This window comes from Phocaeicola faecium (assembly GCF_014837055.1).
Classification (GTDB): Bacteria; Bacteroidota; Bacteroidia; order Bacteroidales; family Bacteroidaceae; genus Phocaeicola; species Phocaeicola gallinarum.
On record NZ_JACSPQ010000001.1, the window covers coordinates 1,152,725 to 1,166,119 of the forward strand.

A 13,395-nucleotide genomic window follows, 5' to 3' on the forward strand; every position below is an offset into this window, starting at 1 on the left:
ACATGGAACTATTTTAACCTATTTGAGAGGGCAGACGGCGTAATAAACCACTACCGAATGGTTACAGGAAAACTGTCAGAAAAAAATCCCCGCCATCCATCGCGCAAATACAGGCAACGGATAACGGGAATCTAACTAAAGCAACTATTCTTGTTTATTCTGTATAGCGTTCAATCGTTTGTTCACGGTCGGGACCTACAGAAACAATCTTAATGGGCGCACCAAGTTGTTCCTCCAAGAATGAGATATAAGCATTAAACTCTTCGGGGAATTCATCTTCGCTGGTCATGTGAGTCATGTCTGTCTTCCATCCGGGCATTTCCACATAAACAGGTTCCACACCTTCGGAAATATCATAGGGGAAATAATCGATTTCCTCTCCGTTTACCTTGTATGCCACACATGCTTTTATCGTATCGAAGCCATCAAGCACATCGCTCTTCATCAGGATAAGCTGGGTTACGCCGTTTACCATGATGGAATAACGCAAGGCAACCAAGTCTACCCATCCGCAGCGACGTTCACGTCCGGTAACAGCTCCGTATTCATGTCCTAAATCGCGAATGGTTTTGCCGGTTTCATCAAATAATTCAGTAGGGAACGGACCTGCTCCTACACGTGTGCAATAAGCCTTCATGATGCCATACACCTCTCCTATTTTATTCGGAGCAATACCCAAACCGGTACATGCACCTGCACAAACGGTATTAGAGGAAGTAACAAACGGATAAGAACCGAAATCAACATCGAGCATTGTTCCTTGAGCACCCTCACACAATACGCTTTTTCCTTCTTTCAGCAGATTGTTTACTTCATGTTCGCTATCTACCAAATGGAACTGACGCAGGTATTCAATACCTTCCAGCCATGTCTTTTCCAAATCGGTAACATCGTATTCGTAGTTCAGGCTCTTCAAAATCTTTTCATGACGGGCCTTTGCAGCAGCATATTTTGCTTCAAAATCATGAAGGATATCGCCTACACGCAAACCGTTACGACTAACCTTATCCGTGTAAGTAGGACCAATACCTTTACCCGTAGTACCTACTTTGGCATCGCCTTTAGCAGCCTCATAAGCTGCATCCAAAATACGGTGAGTAGGCAAGATAAGATGAGCTTTCTTTGATATATGCAAACGTTCTTTCAACGGATGTCCGCTGGCTTCCAATGCTTCGGCCTCAGCTTTAAACAAAGCGGGGTCAAGCACAACACCGTTTCCTATTATATTTATTTTATCACCCTGAAATATTCCTGAAGGAATAGAACGGAGTACATACTTCTGACCTTCGAACTCAAGAGTATGGCCTGCATTCGGTCCGCCCTGAAAACGAGCTACTACATCATAACGGGGAGTCAATACATCGACAACTTTACCCTTGCCTTCATCGCCCCACTGCAAACCTAATAAAACATCTACTTTCATGATAATTTTTCTATTTTAGTTTGTTTTTTCTACGTTTTCCTCCCATACATTTGCTGCATAACCCATAAATGTATAACGAATAGTGAGAAGCATGAAAATTTTTCAATTTCGTTTGTGCTATGGCTTGCTTCAAATTTTCATCTTCAAACTCCGTCACTTTCCCACAGCCTGTACAAATCAGATGATGATGGGTTTCATTCTTATACGAACGTTCATACTGAGATGTATTTCCAAACTGGTGTTTAATAATCAGTCCGGCATCAATCAGCAATATGATAGTATTATAAAGAGTGGCACGGCTTACACGGAATTTTTCTTTTTCCGCCATGTAACTATACAGCATGTCTATATCGAAATGTCCCTTTATCGAATAAATCGTATCCAATATAGCATAACGTTCGGGCGTTTTTCGATGTCCGTTTTTTTGCAGATACTCCGTTAGTATCTGTTTCACCGTTTCTTTTACATTCTCTTCCATGCCATTATCGTTCAACGTCCAAAGATAACCTTTTTTGTGTAATTTAGAAAGATTGCAAACAATATTCTATCTCATTTTTTATTTCATCGGCTAAGGCACATACATCCGGCTTATCCGATTTACACAAAAGTCCTAACGGGCGGCTTATCTTTTTCCAATTATTTTTCGAACGTGTTCCATACTTACGCAAGGCGGTTGCCGCAGCTTTTCGCACTTGTAATGAGTCACTTTCCAACCCGGTAAAGGCTTGGTCGAAAAACTCGGCTTCTGCCCGGTCGTCCAACTGCAAGCCTTGCATAATCAAACGTGCCGTCAATAAGAAACCGCATACCTGAAAATACTCACGCTCGTTTGCCATCCACGGGAAAATCACTTCGGAAGCATACGGCAGGTGTTGGAAAAGATTCATTACCGTATATTCTGCCAATTCCGGATAATGAATGTCTTCAATCCATATTTCAGCGATGTCCTGATAAAAGGAGTCAACCGGCTGGAGCAGTCCCGCCATGATTTTACATTCGCGAATATTTTCTTTCCAAAGAGCCTGTGCCAAATCATGATTCGGTTCGTATTCCGCCGCAATTTCCTTGATACGGGGATATTCGATTCCGAAATTCAATTTATAGTCCATCCCTTTGTCTCGCATACTTTGCGAAATCATGCCGTTCATATAAAGCCGGAGCTTTGATTTTATTTCTTTAAGAGTTTCATGCATAAGTAAATCCGATTTACATAATAAAGATACTTGCTTCGGCGGCTACAGATTTGAGTAGTCCCGACTATACCGCAACATCTGCTCGGCATAGCCCTCTGCATAACTAATCTTTACGTCTATGATATTTCCCTCGCCGTCGGTTTCCGGCGTATATACCGGATTGACAAAGCCCTTATAAGGAGCAAGATGTAAAGCGCGATAGCGTTCCAACACTTCGGTATGGAGTTTCGCGTCTACTTTTACGGCATAGGTTTCAACCAAGCGGCGAGCTGCCTCATAATCTCCTTCGCTCTTAATCCGTTGGATTTCTGCCAACAGTTGTCCGAACAGTCCGCGGAGTTTTACATAATCATTGATACGTACGTAAGTTTTCCCGTCGCGTTTCACCCACTCCACTACCCGGTCGGCAAGTCCGTGCTCCAAGCTCCAGCGTGCTATCAACTGCCGATTACGCATGTGGGCTTCCTCCACCGTACATCCCGGCTCGATACGTACCAGTTGAGTCATCAGACCATTCATCATATACGCATAATATTCCGCTTTATAGGCTTCCGAGTCAGGGGTCAGTCCGAGTTCCACCATTTTTTCATCAGGCAGGTAATAAAGTCCGAACAAATCGGCACGAGCTTCTTCGATTGTTGCCCCGTATGCCTTCAGCGCATCGGGGTCGACACCGGGTAATAATTTTCCGGAGCCGTGTCCCAAACATTCATGAAGGTCGGTATGCAAATCATCGGTCAGGTCGGCATACTTATTCAATAATGCTCTTTCCACATCACTGTACACGAATTCTTCGCGGAAGCCATTGCCTCGTGCCGCCTGATTATAGGCAGCAGTCAGATTACCAATGGTTACAGACTTTGAGCCGTGTACGCTTCGAATCCAGTTCGAGTTCGGCAGATTAATGCCGATAGCGGTACTCGGATACAAATCGCCCGCCAGTATGGCAGCAGTTATCACCTTTGCCGAAACACCTTTCACCGTTTCTTTTTTAAAGCGAGAATCTACTGGCGAATGGTCTTCAAACCACTGGGCGTTGTTACTGATGGTTTCAGTACGCCGGGTAGCCTCCATGTCTTTGAAGTTCACGATTGACTCCCAACTGGCTTTCATGCCCAACGGGTCGCCATAACTTTCGATAAAGCCATTCACGAAGTCTACCATCGAGTCTGTATCCTTCAGCCACGCGATGGAATAAGCATCAAAAATTTTCAGGTCTCCGGTGTGATAGAAATCGATCAACAGGCGGATGACTTGCCGCTGTGCATCGTTTTCCGCTACATCTTCCGCCTTTTCCAGCCATCCTACTATCTTACGCAGAGCGGCATCATACATGCCCCCTATTTTCCAGACTTGCTCTTTCACCGTTCCGTTTTCTTTCACCAGCCGGCTGTTCATGCCGTACATTACGGGTTGCTCATCGTCAGGAGCTTTCAGAGCCGCATAAAAGTCTTCCGCCTCTTTTTGGGTTACTCCCTCATAATAGTTTGCAGCCGAGGTTAAAACCAAATCTTCTCCGTCGGCTTGATTTACCCGCTTTGGCATCACGGAAGGATTGAAAATAACGGGGAAAAGTTTATCACACATCGTTTGCACCGTTTCTCCTTCGCCCAGCGGCAGGTACGCCGCGGGCAAAGAGAGAATCACATCCGACAGGTAGTCGGCTGTAAATCCGGGTACAAACTTATCGCACGCATAATGATGGTGAATGCCGTTCGAAAACCATACTCGCTTCAGGTAAACCTCCAGTTCATGGAAAGCCGATGCTGTACGGTCTCCCTGATAATGCAAGTAAACAGCTTCAAACAAGCGACGAATTTGCAGGTTATATTTACCGTTTTGATCGAACAGAATATCTCTACCTTCCAAAGCCGCTTGCGACAAATAATATATCAACTGTTTACGCTGCAACGACAATGTTTCGAAACCGGGAACCCGGTAACGCAACAGTTGCAAATCGGCAAACTGCTCTACAATATAGTCGAACGACGAATCTTCTGTCAACTGTTCCATCAGTGTAAAACTTACTTTTTGGGTGTATGATTAATTCGATACTCGCGAGGTGTTCCCCCCACATGTTTAAAGAAAGCCGCATAAAACGACTGGCGATTGGCAAAACCTACCATCGCACTGATTTCCTCTATGGTTTTATCGGCGTATCGTTTATCTACCAACAAATGTTTGGCGTCGCGTATGCGATATTCATTTACCAGACACGTGTAGTTCATGCCAAAACGCGAATTGATAACTCCGGACAGGTAGCGGGTGTTGGTCTTCAGGTCTTTTGCCAAATCCCGCGCACAGTAATTGGGGTCTTTGTACTTCTTTCGCGCTACGATGATACTTAAAATATCGTCATACAACTTGTCTGCCAGTTCCGCACGTATCATCTCGCGATAGGCAGCCTTTACAATTTTCCGTTCTCGCAAGTTATAAGGCAATTTCTTCTCAGATGCCTGTACTTGCGTTTGCTTGTCTTCAGTCTCTCTCATCTCTTGTTCATTAAAAATTAAGTTTTACAAATTTGGGCAGAAGTTTTTTAATTCACAATAGAAACGGGTATATTTTTTCATTTCAATTACAATCTTCTTACTATTTTTTTACGCCTGACAACTTTCTTTTCTTCCCGGCAAATTGTCTATCTTTGCACACCACTTATATTTTTATATCGATTCATGATGCTAAAAACATTAAAAACTTACTTTGGATATACACAATTCCGCCCTTTGCAGCAAGAAATCATCTCTTGCATCCTCAATAAAAAAGATACGCTCGTACTGATGCCCACGGGAGGAGGAAAATCCATCTGTTACCAACTTCCCGCCCTGATGATGGAAGGAACTGCCATTGTGGTTTCACCGCTTATCTCGCTGATGAAAGACCAAGTGGAGTCTCTTCAGGCAAACGGAATAGCGGCAAGAGCACTGAACAGCAGCAACAATGAAACGGAAAATGCGAATTTGAGGCTTGAGTGTGCGCAGGGGAAAATAAAACTGCTGTATATATCGCCCGAACGTCTGCTGTCGGAGGTAGGTTTTCTTTTACGGGACATCAAAATTTCACTCTTTGCCATCGACGAGGCACATTGCATCTCACAGTGGGGGCATGATTTCCGTCCGGAATACACGCAGCTGAAGGTGCTCCGCCAACAGTTTCCACAAGTCCCCATCGTAGCACTTACGGCTACTGCCGATAAAATTACTCGTCAGGATATTCTTCGGCAGCTCGCCATGCGCGACCCGCAGATTTTTATTTCTTCGTTCGACCGCCCCAACCTAAGCCTCGAAGTGAAACGCGGATACCAGCAAAAAGAGAAGATACGCGCCATCGTAAAGTTCATCGAACGTCATCCCGGCGAAAGCGGCATCATCTACTGCATGAGCCGGAACGGAACGGAGAAGGTGGCGGAGCTGCTTGAAGAGAAAGGATTCAAAGTGGCAGTTTATCACGCGGGGTTAGACAACTTGGAGCGCGAAAAAGCACAAGACGACTTCATCAATGACCGCGTACAGATAGTTTGTGCCACCATCGCTTTCGGAATGGGAATAGACAAATCGAACGTACGGTGGGTTATCCATTACAACTTGCCCAAAAGCATTGAAAGTTTTTATCAAGAGATAGGAAGAGCCGGACGCGACGGATTGCCCAGCGACACGTTGTTGTTTTACTCGTTCGGCGACATCGTTCTGCTTTCTAAATTTGCTGCCGAAAGCAAACAGCAGGATATTAATTTGGAAAAGCTGAACCGTATGCAGCAGTATGCCGAATCGGATATTTGCCGACGGCGTATCTTGTTGAACTATTTCGGCGAGACGGCAGACCACGACTGCGGGAATTGCGACGTTTGCCGCAACCCTCCCGAACGTTTCGACGGCACTATCATCGTACAGAAAGCCTTGAGTGCCATCGCCCGCACCGACCAGCAGGTAGGAACGCGCACGCTGACGGATATTCTGAAAGGAGCCGTTACGCAGGAAATCATTGACAAGGGATACGACAAACTGAAGACTTACGGAGCAGGACGTGACATCCCGGCCCGCGACTGGCAGGATTACCTTTTGCAGATGTTGAACTTGGGATATTTTGAGGTGGCTTACAACGAAAACAACCATCTGAAAATTACGGAAGCCGGCAGGAAAGTCTTGTTCGGACACGCCACGGCACAATTGGTTGTAATCAAGCGAGAGGAACGTACCGTCAAGCCATCGCGCAAGAGTACGCGGAAAGATGTTTCGTTGCAACCGGTCATCCCCACCCTTATTCCTGCAATCTTCGAAGATGAAGATGAACAACTGTTTGAGACGCTGCGCCAACTGCGCAAACAGCTTGCCGACCAACAGGCTATTCCTTCCTACATCGTACTATCCGACAAGACATTACACTTACTCGCTTCACGTCAGCCCCGCACGCTCGATGCTTTCGGCGAGATAAGCGGAATAGGTGAATACAAAAAGAAGAAATACGGTAAAGATTTTATTGAAGCAATAGAAGCGTATAAAGCGGAAAACAAGCGGTAATCCGTCTTAAAACAGTTCTTAAAATTTCTATGGGTAAAGTGTTCGATTCTTACCCATAGAAAGTGATTACCTTCCGAATAGAAAGTGGTCGTCTTCCGAATAGAATTTCCCTTCGCTATGGGATAAAAAAAACGGCAGCCCGCCACACTGAAAAATCGCTGTCACAGCTCGGAATAAAAAGTTTCCCAAGCCTCGTTAAACGCTGGCATAGAAGGGAATAACAAATCTGCTCCTTCGTCTAACAAAGTCTTATCGGGCAGAGGCCCCGTATTGACTGCCACGGTAAAAATACCTGCCGCCACTCCGGCACGCACGCCCAGCGGAGCATTCTCTACAACAATCGCTTCATTAGGTTGAATCCCTGCTTTCCGAAGCGCCATCAGGTAAGGTTCGGGATTGGGTTTGCCATATTTCACATCGAACGCCGTTACCATCAGTTCGGGCTTGAATATATCAGGGAAATGATGGTTCAACTTATCCAGCAGCGATTTCTGTCCCGACCCGGTCACTACCATCGGAATAAGTCCCTCTTGTTTGATTTTAAGCAACACTTCGTAAGCCCCCGGCATCCGTTCAGGCTTCGCCAGCCGAGAAAAAATATCGCTTTTGGTTTGATAGATTTCCTTAATCTCAGCCTCGGTAGCTTCATGTCCGCGCTCACGCAGACTGACGATATTAATGGTCGAAGCTCCGGTACGCCCTTCGTGCAGATAAGCCTCTTCAGGACTTAGCGTCATACCGTAAAGTTGCATAGCCTCATGCCAAGCAGCAGCATGATTCTTCATCGAATCAAACAGAACACCGTCCATATCGAAAAGAACGGCTTTTAATGAAATAGAAGGATACTTATGAGTTTGAAGATATTGGGTAATAGCTTGTTCGTACACTGTTTGTAGTTTAAAATGGAAAATGATATATTTAAAACAAAAAGAAAATGGAGAATTAAAGGCTTAATTCTCCATTTCCAACGCTTTCGGCTTATTTCAACCGTGCCTGAATAGCTTCTGATTCTTTTTCATAACCCGGCTTGTTCAAAAGAGCAAACATGTTTTTCTTATATGCCTCTACGCCCGGCTGGTTAAACGGATTGACACCCAGCAGGTAACCGCTGATACCGCAAGCCTTTTCGAAGAAATAAATCAACTGTCCCAAATAATATTCGTTAAGTACAGGGACACTTACACGCAGGTTAGGAACTCCACCGTCAACGTGTGCCAGCTGCGTACCCAGTTCTGCCATCTTGTTTACTTCGTCTACACGCTTGCCTGCAAGGAAGTTCAAACCGTCGAGGTTTTCTTCATCTGTCGGTACACGGAGTTCGTGGTTCGGAGTTTCGACAGACACCACGGTTTCGAAAATCGTACGTTCACCTTGCTGAATCCATTGTCCCATAGAGTGAAGGTCGGTAGAAAAATCTACTGAGCTGGGATAAATACCTTTGTTATCCTTTCCTTCCGACTCACCGTAAAGTTGTTTCCACCACTCCATGAAGTAATGAAGTTTAGGCTGGAAGTTTACAAGGATTTCAATTTTCTTGCCTTCCTTGTAAAGTTCGTTACGGGTAGCTGCATAAAGAGCAGCAGGATTTTCCATCATATTTTCGTTCGCACATACTTTTTCCATTTCGCAGGCTCCGGCTACCAACTGTTCGATGTCGATACCGGCAACGGCTATCGGAAGCAAACCTACCGGAGTAAGTACAGAGAAACGACCTCCTACGTTATCAGGGATGATGAATGACTTATACCCCTCTTTGTCAGCCGTTACACGGGCTGCCCCTTTCTTGGCATCGGTTACAGCTACAATGACCTTACGCGCCATTTCTTTGCCGCGCTGGTCTTCGCATTGCTTTTTCAGCAGGCGGAACGCAAGAGCAGTTTCGGTAGTTGTACCCGACTTTGAAATATTGATAACACCAAATTTTTTATTTTTCAAGAATTCAGTAAGTTCAGCCAAATAATCCTCGCCAATGTTATGTCCGGCAAAAACGATAATCGGTTGTCCGGCTTTCTTTTCTTCCAGCCACAGGAAACTGTTCGACATGGCTTCGATAACGGCGCGTGCACCTAAATAGCTACCTCCGATACCGGCTACCACCACAACTTCGCAATTCTGGCGGAGTGTTTCAGCAGTCGCTTTCAGGTCGGCCAAATGTTCTTTAGTTATCGAAGAAGGCAAATGTAACCAGCCCAGAAAATCATTTCCCAGTCCCGTGCCTTTCTCTAAAGTTTCCATACATTCTTTCACTTTCGGCTCATAAGCAGCCAAACTTTCTTTCGTGATAAACCCTAAAGTTTTTTCGACGTTAAGTGTAATGTTTCCCATAACTATCTGTATTTTATCTGAATGAATCAGTTAATAATTTAATCTCGATCATCGGAGCAATGCGTTCGTAAAGGATATTATAAACCGCATCCACTATCGGCATATTGACATGCAGATGCTTGTTCAACTCTTTAATGCACTTTGTTCCGTAATATCCTTCGGCTATCATCTCCATTTCAATCTGAGCGCTCTTTACGGAATATCCCTTACCTATCATCGTTCCGAATACACGGTTTCGGCTGAAATTGGAATAAGCCGTTACAAGCAAATCGCCCAAATAGGCTGAATCATTCGTACAACGATTCACCGGATGAACCGTATCAAGGAAACGGTTCATTTCCTGTAAGGCGTTAGAAACCAATACCGCTTGGAAATTATCGCCATACTTCAGCCCACTGCAAATACCGGCTGCTATCGCATATACATTCTTTAATACGGAAGCATATTCGATGCCTGCCACATCGGTATTGACCGATGTTTTAACGTAGTGTCCTGAAAGCTGACGTGCAAAGAGCCGCGCTTTCTCTATGTCCTTACACCCCACGGTGAGATAAGAAAGCCGCTCCAATGCGATTTCTTCGGCATGGCATGGTCCAGCCAAAACTGCAATATTTTCTTCGGGAACGTCGTATACCTTATGGAAATAATCGGAAATTATCATATTTTCATCGGGGACGATTCCCTTAATGGCGGTAACGATGAACTTATCCTTTAACTTGGTTTTTAGCTTCTTCAGGTGGCTTTTCAGATATGGCGAGGGAGTGACGAATATCAGCGTGTCTGATTCGCGCACTACCTTGTTTATGTCTGAAGAAAAGCTGATACGCTTCACGTCGAAACGTACGCTCGTCAGATAAGCCGGATTATGCCCCAGCCGCTTGAAGTCTTCTATCCTATCGTCACGGCGCATATACCAGTTTATCGTGTCTGCTTGGGCTAATATAATCTTAGCGATAGCAGTAGCCCAGCTTCCTCCACCCATGATTGCTATTTTACCGGGTAATTTCATATCAATTTAATTGAAAATCAAAAATGGGGAATTGTGAATCGAATCGTTATCAAATCCCCATTTCCAATTTATTTCGTCCAGTTAGCAACTTCTTCAACAGACGGATTAGTCAGTCCTAATTTATATTTCTTATTTATACCACAAATATCTTGGTGCAACTTCTGAGGATTAACCTCTTTCATGTCTGCCACCATGTTATATCCTGCTTTCTGGATTACGGGAACCCATTCTTCGGGGATACCCAATTCCATAAACTTGGCAGGAGCATCCTTCGGGACTACTTTTTCAGGACGCATTTGCGGGAAGAATAATACTTCCTGAATGGTGCTCTGACCGGTCATCAGCATTGTAAGACGGTCCATACCGATACCCATACCCGAAGTAGGAGGCATACCGTATTCCAATGCACGGACAAAGTCTTTGTCAATAACCATTGCTTCATCGTCTCCTTTCTCGCTCAGACGCATCTGTTCTTCAAAGCGTTCCAACTGGTCTATCGGGTCGTTCAGTTCCGAATAAGCGTTACACAACTCTTTTCCGTTCACCATCAGTTCGAAGCGTTCGGTCAGTTCGGGGTTTGTGCGATGACGTTTCGTAAGCGGAGACATCTCCTTCGGATAGTCGGTGATAAACGTAGGCTGGATGTAGTGACCTTCACAGAACTCGCCGAAGATTTCGTCAATCAGCTTGCCCTTGCCCATCGTGTCGTCTATCTCCATATTCAGTTTCCGGCACACTTCGCGAATCTGGTCTTCATCCATGCCCGTAAGGTCATAGCCCGTAAATTCTTTGATGGAATCAAGCATCGTTACGCGCTTATACGGAGCCTTGAAGTTTATCAGGTTTTCGCCTACCTGCACTTCGGTAGTACCGTTTACGTCCAGACAGATTTTTTCAATCATCTGTTCGGTAAACTTCATCATCCAGTTATAATCCTTGTAAGCTACATAGATTTCCATGCAGGTAAACTCCGGATTGTGCGTACGGTCCATACCTTCGTTACGGAAGTTTTTACCGATTTCGTAAACGCCCTCGAAACCGCCTACTATCAGACGTTTCAAGTAAAGTTCGCTGGCGATACGCATATAAAGCGGAATATCCAGTGCGTTATGGTGAGTGATGAACGGACGTGCCGCCGCTCCTCCGGGGATAGCCTGAAGAATAGGAGTTTCTACTTCTACATATCCTTTTGCGTCGAAATACTCGCGCATGGACTTATATACTCTTGAGCGTTTCAGGAAGATGTCTTTCACGCCGTCGTTTACCACGAGGTCGACGTAACGCTGACGATAACGCAGTTCGGGGTCTTCAAACTTGTCGTACGCCACGCCGTCTTTGTACTTCACGATAGGAAGCGGACGGATGGATTTCGAGAGGACTGTCAATTTCTGTGCATGAATAGAAATTTCCCCCATCTGCGTACGGAACACAAATCCTTCGATGCCTATAAAGTCGCCCAAATCGAGCAATCGTTTAAACACTACATTATATAAATCTTTATTTTCACCCGGACAGATATCATCGCGGGTAATATAGACTTGGATACGACCTTTAGAGTCTTGAAGTTCGATGAAAGAAGCCTTTCCCATTACGCGGCGCGACATGATTCGTCCTGCCACTGATACCTTACGCGGTTCTGCCTCGTCATCTTTAAATTCGGCTTTTATATCTGTCGAAAAAGCGTTTGTTACATACTCGGCTGCGGGATAAGGTTCAATGCCCATCGCTCTCAACTCGTTCAGACTGTTTCGTCTGATAATCTCCTGTTCACTTAACTCTAATACGTTCATCTGTTAATGCATTAACTCAAATTCGCTACAAAAATAAAAAACATTTTGCAAAACTCGCCTATAATCAAGCGAGTTTTTATACATACCGACACAAAACGGGGGAAAAGCCTCTGATGTTTCTCCCCTCTTGCCGCCCCTCAGACACCTGTTTGCAGAAGGCTCATACCACCGCCTTACAGCGGTAAAAAAACGCTACCCGAAGCGTAAGCAAGTTCTATGGGTAGAACAGGTCAACGCTACCGCATAAGATTAGTAACATTTCCCATAGCGTTTCAAGCGGGACAAAAGATAATAATTTTTTAATTTATCCCATTCAGAATTTATTTTATCCTGAATATTTCTTACCTTTGACCTCTACCAAATTATGAAAAACATGAAAATTGTCATTTTACAAACCGATATTCACTGGACGAATCCTGCGGCTAACATCCGACACGCAGATGAGATTATATCGCGTTACGCCGACGGAGATTTATTCGTCCTCCCTGAAATGTTTTCTACCGGATTCTGCACGCAGCCGAAAGGAGTGGCAGAAACAGACGGGGGCGAGGCCCTGCAATGGATGAAGCGCAAAGCTGCGGAACGCGGGTGTGCGATAGCCGGAAGCATCGCAGTGGAAGAAGACGGAAAGTATTACAACCGTTTTTACTTCGTACACCCCGACGGCAAAGTGCAGCATTACGATAAGAAACATTTATTTACTTACGGCGGCGAGCACAAACAATACACGCACGGAACGAAACGGGTTATTGTTTCTTACCGGGGCATACGTTTTTTGCTTCAAGTGTGTTACGATTTGCGTTTCCCTGTATGGTCGCGCAACCGGAAAGATTACGATGCCATCCTTTACGTTGCCAGTTGGCCGACTCCGCGCATCGGAGCATGGAAAACGTTGTTACGCGCACGGGCTATTGAGAACCAATGTTACGTAATAGCCGTGAACCGTGTGGGCGAAGACCCTGCCTGCCAATACTGCGGCGGAAGCGCCATCATCAATCCTTACGGCGAAACATTGGCAGCCTGCGAAGACGATACGGCGTGTGAGGCCGAGGCTGTTATCGACATGAACGAGTTGGAGGGCTTCCGCAAAAAATTCCCCGTACTGGACGATGCCGACGGATTCAGCCTTTTATAAAAC

General features: G+C 45.2%; 11 protein-coding genes. 2 read left to right on the forward strand and 9 right to left on the reverse strand.

The features are described from left to right. Nucleotides 1-154: 154 nt before the first annotated feature. The 5 genes from H9626_RS05030 to H9626_RS05050 are packed head-to-tail and all read right to left on the reverse strand — an operon-like array spanning nucleotide 155 to nucleotide 5,108. Nucleotides 155-1,423, reverse strand: a complete 1,269-nt coding sequence (locus H9626_RS05030) for an adenylosuccinate synthase (RefSeq protein WP_191709758.1) — start codon at nucleotides 1,421-1,423, stop codon at nucleotides 155-157. Nucleotides 1,424-1,433: 10 nt separating this feature from the next. Next, on the reverse strand, nucleotides 1,434-1,901 hold the full coding sequence (locus tag H9626_RS05035; protein WP_178257393.1) for a Fur family transcriptional regulator: 468 nt from the start codon (nucleotides 1,899-1,901) through the stop codon (nucleotides 1,434-1,436). A 43-nt stretch (nucleotides 1,902-1,944) separates the two neighbouring features. Further along, nucleotides 1,945-2,616 (reverse strand): DNA alkylation repair protein, encoded by a 672-nt coding sequence (locus H9626_RS05040; protein WP_191709759.1) that lies wholly within the window; start codon nucleotides 2,614-2,616, stop codon nucleotides 1,945-1,947. A gap of 42 nt (nucleotides 2,617-2,658) precedes the next feature. Next, nucleotides 2,659-4,629: a dipeptidyl-peptidase 3 family protein gene (locus H9626_RS05045; RefSeq protein ID WP_191709760.1), complete on the reverse strand. Its 1,971-nt coding sequence runs from the start codon at nucleotides 4,627-4,629 to the stop codon at nucleotides 2,659-2,661. 11 nt (nucleotides 4,630-4,640) lie between these two features. Further along, nucleotides 4,641-5,108: a helix-turn-helix domain-containing protein gene (locus H9626_RS05050; protein ID WP_191709761.1), complete on the reverse strand. Its 468-nt coding sequence runs from the start codon at nucleotides 5,106-5,108 to the stop codon at nucleotides 4,641-4,643. Nucleotides 5,109-5,294: 186 nt separating this feature from the next. On the opposite strand from H9626_RS05050, the gene recQ reads away from it, so the two are divergent. After that, nucleotides 5,295-7,133, forward strand: coding sequence for a DNA helicase RecQ (gene recQ / locus H9626_RS05055; RefSeq protein ID WP_191709872.1), 1,839 nt, complete (start codon nucleotides 5,295-5,297; stop codon nucleotides 7,131-7,133). 161 nt (nucleotides 7,134-7,294) lie between these two features. Here recQ and H9626_RS05060 read toward each other — a convergent pair whose 3' ends face one another. The 4 genes from H9626_RS05060 to lysS form a co-directional block, all read right to left on the reverse strand. After that, nucleotides 7,295-8,020, reverse strand: coding sequence for an inorganic diphosphatase (locus H9626_RS05060; RefSeq protein ID WP_191709762.1), 726 nt, complete (start codon nucleotides 8,018-8,020; stop codon nucleotides 7,295-7,297). A 91-nt stretch (nucleotides 8,021-8,111) separates the two neighbouring features. Next, entirely contained in the window at nucleotides 8,112-9,458 is a 1,347-nt protein-coding gene (locus tag H9626_RS05065) for a glucose-6-phosphate isomerase (protein WP_178257398.1), read from the reverse strand. A gap of 13 nt (nucleotides 9,459-9,471) precedes the next feature. Beyond that, entirely contained in the window at nucleotides 9,472-10,467 is a 996-nt protein-coding gene (locus tag H9626_RS05070) for an NAD(P)H-dependent glycerol-3-phosphate dehydrogenase (protein WP_178257399.1), read from the reverse strand. Nucleotides 10,468-10,535: 68 nt separating this feature from the next. Next, the gene (gene lysS / locus H9626_RS05075; protein ID WP_191709763.1) at nucleotides 10,536-12,257 is read right to left on the reverse strand and encodes a lysine--tRNA ligase; all 1,722 of its coding nucleotides are present in this window, start codon (nucleotides 12,255-12,257) and stop codon (nucleotides 10,536-10,538) included. A gap of 373 nt (nucleotides 12,258-12,630) precedes the next feature. Between lysS and H9626_RS05080 the strand changes: the two genes are divergently transcribed. Then, complete coding sequence (locus H9626_RS05080; RefSeq protein ID WP_191709764.1) at nucleotides 12,631-13,392, forward strand: amidohydrolase; 762 nt, start codon at nucleotides 12,631-12,633, stop codon at nucleotides 13,390-13,392. Nucleotides 13,393-13,395: the final 3 nt, after the last annotated feature.

Excerpts from the sequence above, each read along its gene's own strand:
- H9626_RS05030 (WP_191709758.1), bottom strand. The coding sequence starts at position 1,423 with ATGAAAGTAGATGTTTTATTAGGTTTGCAGTGGGGCGATGAAGGCAAG.
- H9626_RS05035 (WP_178257393.1), bottom strand. The coding sequence starts at position 1,901 with ATGGAAGAGAATGTAAAAGAAACGGTGAAACAGATACTAACGGAGTAT.
- H9626_RS05040 (WP_191709759.1), bottom strand. The coding sequence starts at position 2,616 with ATGCATGAAACTCTTAAAGAAATAAAATCAAAGCTCCGGCTTTATATG.
- H9626_RS05045 (WP_191709760.1), bottom strand. The coding sequence starts at position 4,629 with ATGGAACAGTTGACAGAAGATTCGTCGTTCGACTATATTGTAGAGCAG.
- H9626_RS05050 (WP_191709761.1), bottom strand. The coding sequence starts at position 5,108 with ATGAGAGAGACTGAAGACAAGCAAACGCAAGTACAGGCATCTGAGAAG.
- recQ (WP_191709872.1), top strand. The coding sequence starts at position 5,295 with ATGCTAAAAACATTAAAAACTTACTTTGGATATACACAATTCCGCCCT.
- H9626_RS05065 (WP_178257398.1), bottom strand. The coding sequence starts at position 9,458 with ATGGGAAACATTACACTTAACGTCGAAAAAACTTTAGGGTTTATCACG.
- H9626_RS05070 (WP_178257399.1), bottom strand. The coding sequence starts at position 10,467 with ATGAAATTACCCGGTAAAATAGCAATCATGGGTGGAGGAAGCTGGGCT.
- lysS (WP_191709763.1), bottom strand. The coding sequence starts at position 12,257 with ATGAACGTATTAGAGTTAAGTGAACAGGAGATTATCAGACGAAACAGT.
- H9626_RS05080 (WP_191709764.1), top strand. The coding sequence starts at position 12,631 with ATGAAAATTGTCATTTTACAAACCGATATTCACTGGACGAATCCTGCG.